The following is an 18,570-nucleotide window of genomic DNA, read 5'->3' as shown; positions in this document are numbered from 1 at the left end:
CCGCGTTATCGTTTCTCATTAGTTCAATCCGATCAATCTTATTCTGTGGTTTCTTCATAAAACACTACTGACATACCGTTGTCAGTAGTGTTTTTATATAGTTGGAGTAAGAAATTGTAAAGGAGTAGAAGTAAATGCGAAGTGTTTTTGATCCAAAATGTATTACTTATTATAGGAAGGATGATATCTTGTGAATTTTGCTTCTGTGCGCATCATTACTGATGATGTGGATCGTCTTGTCGAGTTTTATGAGAAAATTACGGGTGTCTCAGCAGAACGCCCTGCACCTGTCTTTGCCGAACTTGTTATGCCGTCGTGCACTCTAGCGATCGGCCACTCCCGGACGGTGCAACTATTTGGTGCTGGTTCCGCTGTGGCGGCCAACAATCGTACAGTCATTATTGAGTTCCATGTCCACGACGTCGATGCGGAATACGAGCGCTTGAAGCCGTTTGTCGATGAGTGGGTAAAGACACCTACCACAATGCCTTGGGGGAATCGTGCTTTGCTGTTTCGTGATCCTGACGGTAATCTGGTTAATCTCTTCACACCGGTGACCGAGGAAGCAATCCAACGTTTCAGTGGTAGGCATGCTTTCTAACGATCTCAATAAATGCTTCTACTTGAATGTTCTGATTATATCGACCGTTTCTGCAATGAGCATCCATGAGTATATTTGTATATTTAACAGAATGTCTAAGAGAAAAATTAAGGTTCCACTGGCATAAAGCTGGTGGAGCTTTTTTGGTTAATGACAACGTTTCTTGATGCAAAGTAACTTCTACATTCGGTTTGAGTGCACTGGTACCACAAATGATCACATTCTCCTGCGTATATGTATATACAAGTTTAGTGTTAGTCTTCATTTTCCTCTTCAATATTACGATAAATAGTATGGGGTTATATGAATAACCATATTTACTTTATTACATCCAAGGGGGAACCGTACGTGAGACAGACTCGCAAAAAAAAGATGGATTTAAGGTTCAAATTGTATTTGATTATTCTGGTTCCGCTACTGGCCATGGGCGGTCTAATTATGTGGGCCACTATCGACTCCAGTGAAAATGCATCATTAATGACCATGCAGCATAACAATCAGCAGCTGGCTGTGAATACCGCCTCTCAACTTGGTCAGGAATCGGAATTAATTAAGACATTATCTTCTACTGTTTCAGAGGAGAGCAAGGAATATAAAAGTCTTAGGGACGAACTCGTTAAAGTTAGGCTTCAATCGGGAGCCTTGTATGTTTATATGTATAACAAAACTTCGGACGGGTGGATCTACACCGTGGATGGAGCGGATTGGAATGATACAGAGTATAGTCCTTACGGCACTGCAATGGAATTCAATCCCCAGATTCAGGAACGCTTATTACGCGGTGAAGTTGTCACAACAGGCATTGTAGATGATCCAACCTGGGGACAGCTATTGTCCTCCTTTACACCAATCAAGGATTCGCAAGGTACTGTCATTGGCTATCTGGGCGTTGATATTTCTGCTGGAGCAGTGAATCAAGTCTCCGCTACATCTGTGAATAATGCTTATCAGACCATAATCCCGATTTTTGTGGTTGTACTGATTCTTTCTTTGGTCATGATGTTATTCGTAGTAAGAGGCATTCTCAGACAAGTACGCGATATTAAGTCAAGCCTCGAACAGGTTGCTGATGGGAATCTCAAAGTCGTATCCACACATATGACCAATGATCAACTCGGTGACATCAGTGATTTGATTAACATCATGGTTGCCCAATTGACGAACATTCTGATGGGAATACAGCAAGGATCAAATACGTTACAGCATTCATCCAAAGATATTTCGGAAACCGCTCAGACGAACCAGCGTCAGAGCGAAGAACTTTCCAGAGCGATTGAGGAGATTGCCATGGGTTCAATGAAACAGGCTGAAGAGACAGAACACTCCGTCCAGCACTCAGAGAATCTCGGCAAAATAATGGATGAAGTAGGTTCATATGTGAAACAGTTTACTTATACTTCAGAGCAGCTATCTTCTGTCCAAGTACAAGTTACACGTGAACATGAGGTTCTGCTTGAGAAGGGCCGAGAGAATGCCAAGCGTGTTGAGCATCAACAGGATATTTCCAGGTCTCTGACGACTCAATCCGAACTCGCTTCCTCTATAAGCGGTCAAATTCACAACATTTTAAAACAAACTCAAATACTATCCCTGAATGCTTCAATTGAAGCAGCCCGAGCTGGAGAAGCGGGTAAAGGCTTTGCAGTCGTTGCTGGTGAAATGGGACAGCTCGCTCAACAATCCGAACGTTCGATCCAGGAGATTGATGAGATCCTGGGTTCATTTGTTCAAGAAATACATCGGATGGGCAGTCATTTTGATGCGAATATGGTAGCAGTTAAGGAACAGGAGAAACAGATCGCTGATTGCCTCCAGGCATTTAGACAGGTTAGCCGCTTATCGACCGAAGTGCATGAGTTGGCTCAGAGTTTGGACAGCCGGACAATGGATATGCACTCTATTCGTCAGGAGTTGGAACAGAACCTCAGTTATATTGCTTCCGCAACCGAGGAAACTTCAGCCATGGCCGAAGAAGTCACGGCTAGTGCTGTGGAACAGCAACGGTCGGCGAGCGAACTGTCGAACATCTCCGGGGAACTCGCTGGTCTTGCAGGGGACCTCAAATCATATTCCGATCAATTTCAGATCGAAGTCCGTAAATCAGGTCCATAATAAAAAGACGGGTGTAACCAAAGTTATTAACGACAAAATGACAATGGTAATTTATGAGAAACACCTATAGAGGAATAGCCAATGGATTAAGTTAACCGCCTTTTAATGGGCGGTTAACTTTTGGTATGAGCTCCCAAGCCCAGCTACTTCATAAATAAGGCACTAAAAATAAGAACATCCTGCAAGAAATGAATCGTCAGCGCCCAGAAGAATCCTTTCGTTTCTAACATCGATTTGGCTAAAAACCATCCGATAAACGCTGCCATAATTACACCTGCTATCCCGCCTGGATGTCCAAAATAATGAACGGCGCCAAAGATTGCAGCCGCCAGTCCTTGAGCTACATACGAAGACAAACCATATTTACCTACAACGGCAACAAATGAAAACCGAAAGATGATTTCTTCAGAAAAAGCATTCATTAGTGCAAACACAAGGATGAGGACAACACCGGGATACAGCTCCAGTCTTACGCTTTCGCCGTGCACCACTTGGAAGTAGATAACGACAGATGTTACCAACGTAATGATGACCGCAAAATTTAGACCTAAGTGTTTCCATGTCTCTTTTTCTTTCGGCTTAATGCCGATCCACGGTTCGGGCCGAATTTTTCCATCTCGCTTTTTCAGATTTAAATACCTAAGTCCCCCCTTACCTGCCAACCCGTATACAATGCCAATCACAATAACAGCTAATAACAACACCGTAATCTGATAACTAATCTCCAGGTTGTATACATCGCTGTCGAAGACCTTTAATGGGAGAAGCGGACTACTTCTAAACCATAACAGGAGAGGTGCGCAGGCAACCACCACGATCGTGATCAATAGGATGGGAATGAGGGTGGATCGTTTTTTATTCATTTTATTCTCCCTTGTTTGGATGACTTAAGGTTTCCAGCGCATGCTGACACCATTCCGTAGTCATCCGAAGATATCTCTCCCCATAGTCCAGGGTTAACAACCAGAGCTGGGCTTGCTTGCTTTTCCCTTTAGGAACACTCGCTTTAATTCCTGCCAACATCGTGATGAGCTGTTCGTTAGCTGTTAATTCCTCTTCAAGAAAAGTGATGAGTTGCGGGATATGACGTTCATCGGAGACAAAAAGCTTCATCAGCAGTTCGTTTCTCATTACGGGTTCTTCAGGTGGCAGAGCCAGCCAGGAATCAAGTTGGTCACATCCTTGCTCTGTAATGCCGTAGACAATTTTACGTCTCCCCGTCTTCGCTTCTTCTATCACCGAAACTGAGCCTTCTAACTGCAATTGTTTGATACTCTTATGAATATGTCCATACGATTCGTTCCAAAAAAGGCCGATGCTCTCCTTCGAAAACTTAACAAGCTCATATGCGCTCATGGGCTTCACACGAAGCAAGCCGAGAATCGCAAAGTGGGTGGTATTGATTCTTTTCATATGCCCTCCCATTCAAAATATATCTTTGAGATATATACAATTAGCATATTACTCCATTAGGATGAAGATTACAATTCATTTTTAGATATCTTTCATTCTGTTCTACAATACAAAAAGGAGTGATTACCGTAAGGTAACACCCCTTCCTATCTATAATAATGCAATATGCCTCAAATCATTTTTGAGTGCTGCTTAAACCTTTTAATTCCATGCCTCTTGTAAAAAACACAATTCCAATTGCAGCAAAGGTTACGTAATTACTTATCTTGGCTATTACTTCTTCATCATCCTCATAATTGATCCAGAACAAAAGAACGAATGGTGATACTATCATTAACACTTTCATAGCTAACATAAATACATAATGAATTCTTTGCTTACGCAAATAGCCTTCTTGTGAGGTTATTCTAAGGCTAACCTTAGAAGAGTCATAGATCGTTATTAATAGTGCGATGATGCTTGAATATGCCGTTATTTTCAAACCAATCTCAATCCATGGAACAAATGCTGCAACGGCGATACCCAGATAAATCCCAGCAGCTAAGTAAAAAAGGTTAATCTTAATCTTTCTGTGCAAAATCCCTCGCTCCTATCATATCACCTGTATATTTTACCATCATTATACAACAATAAGTATTTGTTTACCTTTGTTTTATGAAACATCGCAGACAACACATATTCACCTTCTCTACTTGGTGAAGAATGCATTTTTATGCAATTGCCACTATTGGTTTTACAAATTCTATTTGCCCTGTGTTGAGCACAAAGGTCGAGTTCGTTTACAGAGATTTTCATCGCTCAAAGACTTCATTTTAGCTCCTCTTTTTTCGATATATTAGGTACAGATTTAATTTAAATTTTAACTATCAGGTTCTGAGTTAGATCTGTACATTGACATACTTAGGGGGAACTGAAGTGAAAACAAAGATAGGATCCATTCTAAAAATGAGAACGTTAAGGGCTAAGTTAGTTTCTTTGTGCTTGGTTATACTTATCGTGCCCACAATCGTAATAGGGTTCAGTTCTTATACCGTTTCAAAAAATGAAATGAATGAATCCGGCAAGGCCGCACTTGAAAATAGTGTCCGAATGGTCATTGGTATGATTAATCTCCTCAACGAGCAGGTAGAGAATGGAAGTTTAACATTGGAGCAAGCGCAGGAAAAGCTCCGCGTAGAACTGCTCGGTGAAAAGAATGCAGATAATAAGCGGCCTGTAAAAAGTGAATATACTGTAGGGGAAACAGGATATCCATGGGCTGTTGGCAAAGATGCACATTCCGTAATGAATCCTTCAAATGAAGGTCAGGATTTGACAGATGTCGTTACAGAAGATGGCGTATATTTGGGAAAAGAGCTCGTTAATGTTGGAACAGCCGGAGGCGGATTTGTCACCTACAAGTGGGCTCTACCGGATACAGGTGAGGTAGAAACGAAAGTTTCATATGTTGAAATGGACCCGCATTGGGGATGGATCATCGGTTCGGGTGCCTACTTAAGTGAGTTTAACAGTGGTGCCACACAAGTATTGTATCTTGTTCTTATAATTATGGCTGTGGCGGTTGTTCTTGGTTCCATTATCGTTAGCATCATCTCAGGACGCCTAACGAAGCCGATCCTTATGGTCGCTAAGCGATTGAAATCCGTTGCGGACGGTGACCTAACCGTTGAAGAAGTTAAGATGAAGTCCAAAGATGAGATCGGTGAGCTTTCACAGGACTTTAATCATATGATTAAAAACATGAGAACGCTTATTAGTCAAGTCGATCTCTCTACCAAGCAGGTAGCCTCATCTTCCAAAGAGTTGACTCTTGGTGCGGAGCACACCAGTCAGGCAACTGAGAATATCACCATTTCCATCCAAGAATCTGCAGCCGGTGCACAAGAGCAACAAATGATGCTTCAACGGACAACCAACTCACTCGAGGAAATATCGATCGGGATCCAGCGAATTGCGGAAAGCTCATCAACCATTGCCGATTCTTCTGTTGATGCGATGGAACTCGCGAACATAGGTGGTACAGCCGTAGAGCATACGGCGAAGCAAATGAATCTGATCAACAAGTCGGTTAATGAAACGGATGTAGTTATGAGAATGCTAGATGAACGTAGCCAGCAGATCGGTACGATGCTCATTGCAATTACGGATATTGCGAAGCAGACGAATCTTCTTGCTTTGAACGCTTCGATTGAGGCAGCCCGTGCAGGCGAAGAAGGACGCGGTTTCTCCGTAGTAGCTGCTGAAGTGAGAAAACTTGCTGAACAATCGAACCAGTCATCCGGGCAGATTTCTACGTTGATTCAAGATATGCGTACAGATATCGAACAATCGCTCAAAACGTTGAATCGAGTTAAACAGGACGTTGACTCCGGCATACAGATTGCTAATGAGACGGAACAACAGTTTAACAAAATCGTAGAGTCTACCAACTTTATCGCCCAACAAACGGAGGAACTTGCCAGCGTTACACAGCAGATCACGGCAAGCGTCCAAGAAATCACAGCGGGCCAGGAGCAAGTCTCCAATCTAGCACTTCAAGCTGCAGACAACTCCCAAAATATAGCTGCTTCTTCAGAAGAACAACTGGCTTCCATGGAGTAAATCACGAGTTTATCCACAACCTTGCAGGAAATGTCTCAAAAGTTAGAGCGTTTGACGATTCAATTTAAATATTAATTATGATTCATCCAGGTCAAAAAAAGCAGCCGACCCCTTATACTTTGGTCGGCTGCTTTCTCCTTTTTAATTCACTTTAATCCACGATTATATTGCCCTCAGCAAGCTACACCAATCAAGCTCGCTTATAATTCCAGATCTGCAGCCCGGGCGTTCGCTTCAACCTGCTCCGGACTTTTGCATCCTGGAATGACGCAGCTAACGGCTGGATGCTTCAGACACCAGGCAAGGGCCCACGAGGCCATGTCGACCCCTTCAGGGACTTCATTCTTCTGGATTTCACTTACCAGCTGCAGTTTCTCATCGATCTCTTGACGCTCGCGTCCCTTTCTGACATTGTCATTGAACACGGCGCCCGGCTTGTACTTACCGCTCAGATAGCCGCTGGCCAGTGGGACTCTTGCAAGCACACCAAGGTCCTGCTCCTGACATGACGGGAATACCCTCTCCTCGGGCTTCTGGTCCAGACGGTTATATACGACCTGTATTGCCTTCGCGTTTAACTCACTAGCCTTGCTCGTCTGATGCAGATTATCGTTGCTGCCAATGGAGATACCAAGATTTCGAATTTTACCGGCCTGTACCTGCTTGTCCAGCATGGTCCACAGCTCGTCGTTATCAAACGCCTCATCTGATCCGGAATGGAACTGATACAAATCGATATAATCTGTTCTTAGGGCTTTCAGGGATTCTTCCAGTTGTACACGGATCTGATCCACACTCCAGGCATTGGTCCAGTGATCATGCCATTGATGACCAAACTTCGATGCGATCACCCAATCCTCACGCCGGTCACGGGACATAAAATCGCCGATAAAGTTTTCCGACATATGGTGAGGTCCGTAACATTCCGCTGTATCAATCAAATTAATACCAAGCTCTTTGGCACGGTAAAGAATATCATCGACTTCCTTCTGAGTATAGTCTTTACCCCAGTCCCCGCCAAACTGCCAGGTGCCCACACCTACGACGGATACATCCAGCTCGGTTTTGCCCAATCTTCTGTACTTCATGCTACTCACCTCGAGGTTTAATATGTTGGTCAATTGACCGAATGGAACAATAAGTATTCAATTTACGATAACGCTTTCATAATAAAGGATAATTAACAAATTATCAATCTGAGGTATGCTCGTCGGTATACGCAGGAAGAACCCTCTCAAATTTAAAGGTTGACTTAATGTATCCCCTTTAAAGAAAAATGACTTGGCTTCACTCGTTTCACGCTCTCCGCTGGCTGAAGGCATAACAAATAAAGCCCCTTAGAAATTCATTGGATAAGCGGCACTGATTCCAATACCTTTTCTAAGGGGTCCACTTGCTTGATGTCAGAAATTAGAGAGTGAATTCTCTGTTTGCTTCATTGGATACCTGTAGGAACATCAGATTTATACTTTATCGCTTAATCCAACAATAGTTTCAAACGGTCGCAACACCAGCGGCAGCAAGCCATTCTCATAGTTGGTAAGCCAGATCTCTGAGAAGTTGAGGCCAAGCTCATCTTCCTCAAGCTCCACCATGTGTTCAGTAAGATTGATTACTACCAGCACCTGTTGGTCTGCCAGTGTACGTGTATATGCATATACACTCGGATGATCCGGCATATGAAGCTCATAAATACCATAAGTCAACGTATCGTGCTCTTTTCGCAGCTGAATCATTAGTTTATAAAATTGAAGAATGGAACGTTGTTCCTGGAGTTGTTTCTCTACGTTAATATGGATGTAATTGTCATTCACTTTCAGCCATGGCGTACCACTGGTAAACCCTGCCTCTTTGGCCGAGGACCATTGCATCGGCGTTCTGGAGTTATCACGACTCGAAGCCCAGATGATGTTCATGATCTCCTCATGCGACATCCCCTCTTCACGTTTGATCTGATATAAATTCTGGTCGGCGATATCGTTATAGTCCTCTATGGAAGGGAAAGACACATTTGTCATGCCTATCTCTTGCCCCTGGTAGATGAATGGGGTGCCTTGCATGAAAAAGTACATGGCTCCAAGTGCTGTGGCACTTTCATACCAATACTCTTTATCATTTCCCCAAGATGAAACTTTGCGAGGTTGATCATGATTTTCAATAAACAAAGCATTCCAACCGACGCCTTCCAGTGATTTTTGCCACTTGGTCAAGACGTTTTTCAGTTTGGGAACATCCAGTTGCCTGTCTGTGCTGTTTTTCCAAAGGTCCAGATGTTCGAATTGAAAGACCATATTAAATTTCCCTCTGACTTCACAGATCCAATCCAGCAGATCTTCTTGGTCCTCTACCTTTACTCCATTTGCTTCCCCAACAGTCACGACGTCATATCTGGATAATGTGTTCTCTTTCATTTCTTGCAGATAACTCTGGATTCCCTTGACATTCATATGCTTTTCAAAAGAGGAGATGTACTTGACGCCTTCTCTTATTGGCATGTCCAAGAGGCCCTCTTCTTTGTGAATATGGCTGATGGCATCCACACGGAAACCATCAATACCTTTATCCAGCCACCAATTCATCATTTCATATATGGATTTCCGAACTTCCTGATTTGCCCAATTCAAGTCTGGTTGTTTTTTGGAGAACAGATGGAGATAGTACTGTCCGGAGACTTCATCATATTCCCAAGCAGAACCGCCAAAGATGCTCTCCCAGTTGTTCGGTTCATCTTCGTTCTTCCCATCTCTCCAGATGTACCAATCCCGTTTGGGGTTATCCAGCGAAGCTCTAGATTCAATAAACCACGGATGTTCGTCACTGGTATGATTAATCACCAAGTCCATAATGAGTTTCATGCCGCGGTGATGCACTTCATTCAGTAATTGATCAAAGTCCGCCATCGTGCCGAATTCATCCATAATGGAACAGTAATTGCTGATGTCATACCCATTATCGTCGTTGGGTGACTTATACATCGGACAGATCCATATCAGATCAATACCGAGATCTTGAATATAATCCAGTTTTGAGATGATCCCCTTAATGTCACCAACCCCATCTCCGTTGGAATCCATAAAACTTCTCGGATAGATTTGATAAGCTACTGCCTCTTTCCACCATACTCTTTTCATTGAATACAATCCTTCTTTCTTGAGAACTGAACATCATATAACGTATTATGCTTTAATTATGAATAACGTACATTCTTGCTTCATATGGACGTAATTCACTCTCCGAGAGTTCACCTGTATAGTTAGCTATCAAAAGCTGATGGGACCCTGTCAATTGCTCCTGAAGCGGGAGTTCAGTCGTATATCCTTTGAAATTGCATAACACAAGAATTGTAGTACCATTCAGCGTACGGGTGTATGCAAACACGTCTGGGTTCTCTGGAAAGATCAGCTTATAATCACCATATACGATGACTTCATGATCTTTTCGTAATTGAATTAACTTCCGGTAATAATGGAATATGGATTCAGGGTCATTCAAACTTTCCTCTGCATGGATATACGTATAATTTGGATTTACCTTAATCCAAGGTTCCCCTCGTGTAAAACCAGCGTTATCGGAAGTATCCCATTGCATAGGTGTGCGTGCATTATCACGTCCCTTGGCGTAGATCGACTCCATCACGCTTTGTTCAGGATAACCTTTCCCCATTCTTTCCTTATAAAAATTGAGCAATTCAATATCCCGATAATCCTCGATCGAATATTGAACATTCGTCATCCCCAGCTCTTCACCTTGATATATGTAAGGCGTACCTTGCATGCCATGAAGAAGGGTCGCCAACATTTTAGCCGATTCAACTCTGAATTCTCCATCATTTCCCCAACGTGACACGATACGTGGCAAATCGTGGTTGTTCCAGAATAGACTGTTCCAGGCATCACCCTTAAGCTCCGTTTGCCACTTGGACAGCACTTTTTTTAATGCCATCACATCCAAAGGTTTAAGATCCCACTTTCCTTTGCCATCTTGTTCATCCAAACTGATGTGTTCAAATTGAAAGACCATTGAAAACTCACTGCCGTCTGGATTGCTGTACAGTTTGGCGATTTCCGGAGTGGCGCCCCATGTTTCTCCAACCGTAAGCAGGTCTTCTGCTTTTTGAAACGTCTCCTTGCTCAGTTCCCTGATGTATTTATGCAGATTAGGTCCGTTTCCCGTAATCTTCAAATCCGGTTCTTTACCGATTAAGTCGATCACATCAAGTCGAAAACCACCCACACCCTTTTCGATCCACCAATTGATCATGTTGTATATTTCCTGCCGGACTTTGGGGTTTTCCCAGTTGAGATCGGGCTGTTTTACGGAAAATAGATGCAAATAATATTGCCCGATCTCAGGCACCCATTCCCAGGCTGAACCACCGAAGGTGGACCCCAAGTCGTTCGGAGGTGTTCCTTCCACGCCATCTCTCCAGACGTAGTAGTCATGGTACGGATTGTCTTTACCTTTTTTTGGCTTCTTGGAACCAGGGGTGTTCATCCGAGGTATGGTTCAACACCAAGTCCATAATGATCCGAATGTCACGTTTCTTGGCTTCAAGAATTAACGTTTCCATATCTTCCAAAGACCCAAACATCGGATCGATGTCCTGATAATCTGAAATATCATATCCGTAATCATCTTGAGGGGACTTGCAGACAGGTGATAACCAGATCGCACCAATGCCGAGTTGCTGCAAATAATCCAATCGGGACACAATGCCCTCCAAGTCTCCGATTCCATCACCGTTTCGATCTTGAAAGCTGCGTGGATATATTTGATATACCACAGTTTCTTTCCACCATTTTTTATTTTCCATGTTCCATTCAACCTTTCTAATGTTATTCTTTGACCGATCCTACAACAATGCCAGTCACAAAGTATTTTTGCAGCAAGGGATAAATCAGTAATAGCGGGATAACAGCAACTACGATTTTGGCTGCGTTCAGGTTTTTGTTCGAAATTTCAGTCAGGTTGCTGAGTTCGCTGGAATTCGTGCCGGCTTGAAGCAAATCGGCAATATTCACATTAAGGGACTGAATATAGGTCATTAGCGGGTAATTGCTGACTTTGGTCATATAGATCAAACCACTGAAGAAGTCATTCCATGTACCCACGATACTGAACAAGGCGACTGTCGCCAGCGCAGGAATGGACACAGGCACATACACTTTGAACAAGACCTGAATGGGATTTGCTCCATCGATGAATGCTGCTTCTTCAAGCGCTCTAGGTACAGCAGAGAAGAAATTCATCACAAGGATGACACTGAATATGGGGACAGCGCCTGGCAGAACCAGTGCCCATATCGTATTCAGCATGTCCAGGTTTTTGATCAACAGGTAACTCGGAATCATGCCTCCGCTGAACAACATGGCAAAAATCATGATATTCATATAAATGTTTCTGCCTTTGAAATCCCTCTTCGATTTGGATAACGGATAAGCCATCAAAATAATCAAAATCATGTTAAGCACAAGGGTGAGCGCGACACGCAGAACAGATATGCCAAAGGAACGCCAGAACTGTGCATCATCAATAATTTTGGTATAAGCCGCTGTTGTAAAATTGACCGGAACGAGACCTACAGCATTCGCGGATACCGCCTCGCTGCTGCTGAATGAAATGGCGACGATATTCCATAACGGAAGAAGGCAGACCAATGCCAGCATGATGACGATGGCATAGATGACAAACCGGCCAATTCGATCTTTGAAGTTTGAAGAATAGGACACAGGTTTGGCCTCCTTAGAATATTTTTCGATCCGTATATTTTTTGGCCAACTGGTTGGCAGACAAGAGCAACACAATGCCGATTACGGACTTGAACAAACCAACAGCTGTACCGAAGCTATACTGTCGTCCAACGAGACCGATCCGATAAACATAGGTATCCAGAATGTCGCCTGACTCGTAGACAACCGGGTTATACAGATTATAGACTTGGTCGAAACCGGCGCTCAAAATGTTGGTCAGACTCATTACGCCCATGAGCAGAATAATAGGTAGCATGCCTGGCAATGTAATATGCCACACTTTTCTCCACCAACTGGCTCCATCCATTCCTGCCGCTTCATACAGACCGGGATCAATCGATGTGATCGCAGCCAGATAAACGATGGAACTGTAACCAAACTCTTTCCATACGTCTGTACCGATAATCAGTGGCTGGAACCAGGTGTTGCTGCCAAGGAAATTAATATTTTCGAGGCCAAAAAACGCCAACATTTGATTCACAATGCCATCCAGACTGAACATGTTGACAACAACGGATGCCAGTACAACCCAGGATAGAAAGTGTGGCAGATAAACAATCGTCTGCACGGATTTTTTAACGTATTTGATACGAATTTCATTTAATAAAACGGAAAAAATGATGGCCATCATCGTTCCAAGCAGAATCTTGCCAATCGCAATCACCAACGTATTGCTGACGACCTGCGCGATATCCGGCAGCTTGAACATATACATAAAATGCTTCAAGCCTACAAATTCAGAGCCGAACATGCCCTTGGCCGGTATATAGTCCTGAAACGCTGTAATGATACCGACCATTGGAACATAGCTGAATACAAGCAAAAACAAAATGCCCGGAATCATCATCATATGGTACATGGCACCTGGGCCGAGCCGCCCTCGCGCTTTCAAATTCCCCTGTTTCATGGATGAACCCCTTTCGTTGAAGAAAGGCTGCGTATCGCAGCCCTTCCACTGTTCATGGATATTATTGTTTCGATGCGATCTCGTCTTCAATTTCCTGAATGACTTGATCACCACCCTGTTTTTTCCAGTTGCTCACGAATGTATCGAAGTAATCGAGCGGTTCTGAACCCGTTATGATTTTGATAAACGATTCCTGTTCCAACTTCGTCAGATTGGCCCACGTCTGTTTCATGCTTGGTGTAGTGCCAGAGAAAGCAGGTGTCATCCATACAAATTTGTTTTCTTGTGTCAGTTTGTCGATTAGTCCCACTCCGTTGATCCGCGAATGATATTTTGACCAAGCAGTCACATCATCCGTATCCATGTCGCTCAAATAGGTTTTGATGCTTCCGATATTGTTCTTCGATTCGGTAGTGCGAACCTCATCCAGGGAAATCTCTCCTTTGATTCCTCGAACAACATCAGAGTAATCATCCAGCAGCGATGTAGCCGAGTTGACTTCGATATTAAAAGGTCTCGTAGATCCGTCTACCCCGGTCTCCTGATATTTGGCAGCTTCCGGCATGGTTGTTGCGGCATCTTTATCATTGGCCAGTTTATCGTAGAACAGGTTTACAATCTTAACGGCCAGTTCAGGGTGTTCATAACCCTTTCTCACCACGATAAACTGATTGGATGGATTGGCATGCGCCACGTTGACCTTGCCGTCTGCATCTTCCAGCGTATAAGCCGAGAATTTCGCATTTTTATCCATCTGTTTTGCACTGATCAGTCCCCAGTCAGGGATATGCCACGGTCCAAAGGCAATACCGCTTTGGCCATTGGCGTAAAGTGCGGTAATATCATCAAACGTGCGGGTTCCGAATTGCGGGTCGATAATACCATTCTTGAACCAATCCGCCATGGTACCCAGCATTTTCTTCGTTTCTTCTGTTGTGGAACCATACACGATTTTGCCGTCTTCACCATTCATCCAATATTGCGGGAAGGCTCCCTCGGTTGAGGCCACACCCAGCATCGTATAAGCAGAGCCATTATAATCTGTTGTATTCATCGTGTTCACAAATGGAATACCTACCGGGTTACCGGATTGGCCAGGATCTCTTTTCAGGAATTCCAGTGCTGTTTGCTCCACCTCATTCAGCGAAATGGCGCCGTCTCCATCTGCATCAAGTTGAATCCCCAGCAGATCCAGCCAATCTTGACGGACCCAAACCATCGTTGGTGCGGAATCCAGGGAAGTCGCCGGAAGTCCCATCAAACGTCCATCAATCGTTGCATTTTCTAATGCACGTCCATCATAGGAATCGTACATCTGCTTGATGTTATCCGTTGCATATTGATCATAAATGGCTGTCAGATCCTCAATCAGATCGTTATCCACCAGTTCTTTCAGTTCATCTTTGGAATCAACGCGCATCATGTCAGGCAATTCCCCGGATGCGATGGCAAGTGAAACTTGACGGCTATAATCTTCGCCATTGGCTTCAAATTGATCAGTAATCTTGGCGTTAAACGTGTCTTTGACCAGCCGGGTATACGCATTATTCTCATAGGTATCTCCAGCCGGCAGTTTTGGGTTGGCTGTGGTTACTCGTCCCATGGTTACTGTGATTTCGTCTTTATAGGCACTGAACGGATCTCCCGGCGTTACCTCATATTTGCCTGCTTCCTCTGCAGTAGGAGGATTGGAAGAGTCTCCACATGCCGCTAGGGCTGCAACCATCAAGGCAGACATGGACAGCACAGCGAGACGCTTCGTCAACCGGTTGCTTTTCATAGACCATTTTGTTCTCATCTAGTTCGATTCCCCTTTATTCTGATGTTCAATATATTTGTTTGCGCTTTCATTATAAAATGAAGTGGAGGCTAATCGAGATAGGGATAACACGTCCGTTTGGATAGAGAAATGGCTACAGTTTTCAGTCCGTATTATGAAGTGTGGTTAACTTGTGATCATTTACCCTACCTACTGACCAACATTTGTCTATCTACCCCTCTTTTCGATCAAAAACAAAAGCCGGCAGCTCCTAAAACAGAAGACTGTCGGCTATTTATTTCCTCTACCTAGCTGCCGATATTCGCTTGGCAGAAGACCTGTCAGTTCACGGAAAATCCGGCTGAAATATTTTTCATCCGTATAACCCACTCGCTCCGCAATCCAAAAAATCGTATTGTTTGTATTGAGTAAATACTCTTTGGATTTCTCTACCCGGATGAAGCGGGAGTACTCATTAAAGGTTTTCCCCATTAGATCTTTGAAACATTGACTGAAATAACTTCGGCTGATGTTGAGTTGTTGGGAGAGACCTGAAGCTGTATAGGCCTGCTCCAAATCATGCTGCACGATCATCACTGCTTTTTTCACTGCATCGATGATTTCCTGTGAATATGAAGTCTGTTCATCAGCCTTTCGAATGCTTGCAGCAGTCTGTTTGATCCATTCTTCAACCTCGTACCATGACTCGAAAGAATGGATCATCGAGATTCTTCCAAGCGTAGTTTGGGCAAATAGGTGGTTCCATTCCATCACGATCGAGTACAGCAATCCCATCAACTGACCTTTATGTAATCGTAAGGATATAAACTGGTCAATGAGTTGATTGTAGTAACTTTCATGGTGGGTCCATGGTGTCTGGAACCAACTTTGCTTAATCCGATCAAGGTCCTCATCCTGCGGTTCTTTTGAACCTGTGTCTTCCTCATTCATCGAAACGGCAATGACTTGGTTATTGGGGTTGTACGCATAGAATAAAGTCGTCTCTGTATAATTCCTAATCCAGTTTTTGATTTGCGACCATGTTCGCTCTTGTACATCAGACAAAACCAACAACGTACTATGGGGAACTTGTTGCAGGCCTTCCTTCAATTGATGAAATAGTTGATCTTCTAGGGACGGGGGTGTAGCCCACATGTAGCTATTACGCTCAACCTCCCACCTTATCAGATCTTCATGCGCAGTTAACTCTATTGGCCACTTATGCTCTGATTTACGATCCTGTGAAACAAGTGCATACACATTTCGATAATGGACATTGATTTCATCCTGCGAAGGCATCTTTCTTGTCGTGTTTGTCAACCCGCTAATTCGGGAATGTATCCGTTGCAGAACATGTTCGAATTGCTCTTTCTCCAGCTGGACTTTGGCTATATAATCGATGGCTCCGAGTCTTAGTGCTTCCTGGATATAATCGAAATCCTGATGTAGTGTTAACACAACGATATGAAGTTCTGGATAGAGCTGCCTCGCAGCTCGCATCAATTCGATCCCTGACATGACGGGCATCGCAAGATCCGTTAGCATCAGATCGACCGGTTGGGTTTTTAGGAAATCCAGTGCTTTCGCCCCGTTACTGGCCTCTCCTACAACCTCCATGTTGAACTCGTTCCATGGCATCGCAGAGCTAATGCCTTTGCGTACCAACTTATCATCATCTACAATCAATACCTTAATCATGCGAGATATCTTCTCCTTTAATAGGCAATACGAGCAATATGTTTGTCCCTGTTCCCAATTCACTCTCAATCACCAGTTGCGCTTGGTCCCCGTACTGTGCTTTCAACATGCGGTGAACGTAATTGAGTCCGATGCCCATCCCTACTTTTTGTTGTTCAGCTTCACGATTGTTCAGCAGATTATGAATGGTTTCCTCCGTCATACCTGCGCCATTATCTTGTATCATAATGTTCAACGTTGAAGTGCATGTCACTTCAATCTGAATAAAACCTTCGTCACTCAATCCATGATATAACGAATTTTCAACCAGCGGTTGCAGAATAAAGCGGGGCACAGGAATCTGAAGCACTTTTTCATCTGCAGTAATACGGACGTCAAATTCAAAGTCATAGCGAATTTGCTGCAAAATCAGATACTGTCTTAACGCATCGATCTCCTCTTCCATGGTGGATACTTGCCCTAATTTGCCTAGATTGTAATAGAGCAGCTTGTTCAATGACTGCACCAGCTTGTCGATCTCCCCTTGTCCGTTCATGACCGCCAGCCAGTGCACCGTATCCAGCGTATTCATCAGAAAGTGCGGATTAATCTGATAAAGCAGTTTTTCCACTTCCAGGTCTGCACGTATCTTCTCTTTCTGCTGAACTTCCTTGAAGAGGTCACCAATCTGATGCTGCATATTCGAAAATTCACCCAACAGAAAATCAAATTCGGGAATCTGAGTGCGAGCTCGGCTCCCTTTTGTTTGTGGATTCTTGGACATTCCATTGATCTCCGAATGGAACAGACCGAGAGGTTTGTAGACCATCTTCCACAGGAGCCAAGCAAGAAACACGGTAAAGCCGAGGAAAAATAAAGCGACCAGCAAAATTTGAAGCAACCACTGGTTTTTCTCCTGTTGATATTGAGACTGTGAAATGACCGATACGACACTCCATTTCTGTGAGGAATCCTCCTTGAACCAGTGATACCCGCGGGATATTCCGTCCTTGGCAGGTTCTGCCGTTAAGCTGGTGAAATTCTCCCCTACCTTCATGGCTTCCGGTATTTCGCTGTACACAATGTTGCCTTCACCATCCAGGATGAGATGAGATAATGCGCCGTTGTATTGATTGTAGCCCAAGATATCCTGTGTGAGGCGAAAGCCTGATTCTACGTAAATGAACACGTCGTTCCTCTCGGATAGTTGTACTTTTCGCATAGCAGACAGAACGAGTTGATCATCGAATCGGTTCATACTCGTATGGGGGCCATAGTACTTAATGCCATAGGTTTGGAAGAGCACAGGCAGAGACTCAGGAGAGAAACGATCCTTGATTGGAAAGTTGCCGAACTGCGTAGTACCTTCTTTTTGAAAGTAATACAGGGTCAATCCGATATTAGGATTGGTGAAGGTGACAACACTTAACTCGTTCTTTAATTCGTCCCTAGCTTCAATCAGTTCGAAGATATCGGAGGACGGATTCAAGAATTCATCCATTCTTTTGCCTAAAGTACCCCTGTAAGATAATTGCTGCGTAACGTGATTCAGATTGGTGATGGAGTTCTCCAATGAGGATGTCACCTGCTGTAAATTGCTACGGATGCCATCATCGATCTTATTTGCGAAAATGGAGTCGATCGTATAATAAGAAATCGCAAATATACTGATAAAGGGGATAAACGCACTGAGAAAGAACAGTAAAAATATTCTTTTTTTAAGTGTCATGGGGACCTATTCTCCTTCTGA

13 protein-coding genes and 1 pseudogene are annotated in these 18,570 nt (G+C 43.7%); 3 read left to right on the top strand and 11 right to left on the bottom strand.

Features of this window, described 5'->3' with window-relative positions; genetic code table 11:
* Positions 1–190: 190 nt before the first annotated feature.
* Together ACE04G_RS17475 and ACE04G_RS17470 are read left to right on the top strand one after the other, a co-directional pair.
* Entirely contained in the window at positions 191–601 is a 411-nt protein-coding gene (locus ACE04G_RS17475) for a VOC family protein (protein ID WP_449004723.1), read from the top strand.
* Between the two features lie 348 nt (positions 602–949).
* Entirely contained in the window at positions 950–2,713 is a 1,764-nt protein-coding gene (locus ACE04G_RS17470; protein ID WP_221821335.1) for a methyl-accepting chemotaxis protein, read from the top strand.
* Positions 2,714–2,856: 143 nt separating this feature from the next.
* Here ACE04G_RS17470 and ACE04G_RS17465 read toward each other — a convergent pair whose 3' ends face one another.
* From ACE04G_RS17465 to ACE04G_RS17455, 3 genes are all read right to left on the bottom strand, one after another.
* Entirely contained in the window at positions 2,857–3,576 is a 720-nt protein-coding gene (locus ACE04G_RS17465) for a CPBP family intramembrane glutamic endopeptidase (RefSeq protein WP_449004724.1), read from the bottom strand.
* Between the two features lies 1 nt (position 3,577).
* Entirely contained in the window at positions 3,578–4,126 is a 549-nt protein-coding gene (locus ACE04G_RS17460; RefSeq protein WP_221821331.1) for a PadR family transcriptional regulator, read from the bottom strand.
* 175 nt (positions 4,127–4,301) lie between these two features.
* The gene (locus ACE04G_RS17455) at positions 4,302–4,703 is read right to left on the bottom strand and encodes a hypothetical protein (RefSeq protein WP_449004725.1); all 402 of its coding nucleotides are present in this window, start codon (positions 4,701–4,703) and stop codon (positions 4,302–4,304) included.
* Positions 4,704–5,122: 419 nt separating this feature from the next.
* Between ACE04G_RS17455 and ACE04G_RS17450 the strand changes: the two genes are divergently transcribed.
* Positions 5,123–6,727, top strand: a complete 1,605-nt coding sequence (locus ACE04G_RS17450) for a methyl-accepting chemotaxis protein (protein WP_486094561.1) — start codon at positions 5,123–5,125, stop codon at positions 6,725–6,727.
* Between the two features lie 200 nt (positions 6,728–6,927).
* Here ACE04G_RS17450 and ACE04G_RS17445 read toward each other — a convergent pair whose 3' ends face one another.
* From ACE04G_RS17445 to ACE04G_RS17410, 8 genes and pseudogenes are all read right to left on the bottom strand, one after another.
* Positions 6,928–7,815: an aldo/keto reductase gene (locus ACE04G_RS17445; RefSeq protein WP_336758054.1), complete on the bottom strand. Its 888-nt coding sequence runs from the start codon at positions 7,813–7,815 to the stop codon at positions 6,928–6,930.
* A 375-nt stretch (positions 7,816–8,190) separates the two neighbouring features.
* Positions 8,191–9,858 carry a glycoside hydrolase family 13 protein gene (locus ACE04G_RS17440; protein ID WP_221821323.1) on the bottom strand — a complete coding sequence of 556 codons (1,668 nt, stop codon included), beginning with the start codon at positions 9,856–9,858 and terminating at the stop codon, positions 8,191–8,193.
* 52 nt (positions 9,859–9,910) lie between these two features.
* Positions 9,911–11,540, bottom strand: a pseudogene (locus tag ACE04G_RS17435) (glycoside hydrolase family 13 protein).
* A 22-nt stretch (positions 11,541–11,562) separates the two neighbouring features.
* Positions 11,563–12,456 (bottom strand): carbohydrate ABC transporter permease, encoded by an 894-nt coding sequence (locus ACE04G_RS17430; protein WP_339176742.1) that lies wholly within the window; start codon positions 12,454–12,456, stop codon positions 11,563–11,565.
* A gap of 13 nt (positions 12,457–12,469) precedes the next feature.
* Positions 12,470–13,384 carry an ABC transporter permease gene (locus ACE04G_RS17425; RefSeq protein ID WP_076253174.1) on the bottom strand — a complete coding sequence of 305 codons (915 nt, stop codon included), beginning with the start codon at positions 13,382–13,384 and terminating at the stop codon, positions 12,470–12,472.
* Between the two features lie 61 nt (positions 13,385–13,445).
* Entirely contained in the window at positions 13,446–15,182 is a 1,737-nt protein-coding gene (locus ACE04G_RS17420) for a type 2 periplasmic-binding domain-containing protein (RefSeq protein ID WP_449004728.1), read from the bottom strand.
* A 252-nt stretch (positions 15,183–15,434) separates the two neighbouring features.
* Positions 15,435–16,841: a response regulator transcription factor gene (locus tag ACE04G_RS17415; protein WP_449004729.1), complete on the bottom strand. Its 1,407-nt coding sequence runs from the start codon at positions 16,839–16,841 to the stop codon at positions 15,435–15,437.
* Entirely contained in the window at positions 16,834–18,549 is a 1,716-nt protein-coding gene (locus tag ACE04G_RS17410) for a sensor histidine kinase (protein WP_449004730.1), read from the bottom strand. Before ACE04G_RS17410 ends, ACE04G_RS17415 begins: the two co-directional genes overlap by 8 nt.
* Positions 18,550–18,570: the final 21 nt, after the last annotated feature.

The organism is Paenibacillus sp. AGC31 (genome assembly GCF_057334655.1).
Note: the sequence above shows the minus strand (reverse complement) of the source record. Positions and strands in the feature narration are given on the sequence as shown.

Excerpts from the sequence above, each read along its gene's own strand:
- ACE04G_RS17425 (WP_076253174.1), bottom strand. The coding sequence starts at position 13,384 with ATGAAACAGGGGAATTTGAAAGCGCGAGGGCGGCTCGGCCCAGGTGCC.
- ACE04G_RS17410 (WP_449004730.1), bottom strand. The coding sequence starts at position 18,549 with ATGACACTTAAAAAAAGAATATTTTTACTGTTCTTTCTCAGTGCGTTT.
- ACE04G_RS17440 (WP_221821323.1), bottom strand. The coding sequence starts at position 9,858 with ATGAAAAGAGTATGGTGGAAAGAGGCAGTAGCTTATCAAATCTATCCG.
- ACE04G_RS17460 (WP_221821331.1), bottom strand. The coding sequence starts at position 4,126 with ATGAAAAGAATCAATACCACCCACTTTGCGATTCTCGGCTTGCTTCGT.
- ACE04G_RS17415 (WP_449004729.1), bottom strand. The coding sequence starts at position 16,841 with ATGATTAAGGTATTGATTGTAGATGATGATAAGTTGGTACGCAAAGGC.
- ACE04G_RS17465 (WP_449004724.1), bottom strand. The coding sequence starts at position 3,576 with ATGAATAAAAAACGATCCACCCTCATTCCCATCCTATTGATCACGATC.
- ACE04G_RS17445 (WP_336758054.1), bottom strand. The coding sequence starts at position 7,815 with ATGAAGTACAGAAGATTGGGCAAAACCGAGCTGGATGTATCCGTCGTA.
- ACE04G_RS17420 (WP_449004728.1), bottom strand. The coding sequence starts at position 15,182 with ATGAGAACAAAATGGTCTATGAAAAGCAACCGGTTGACGAAGCGTCTC.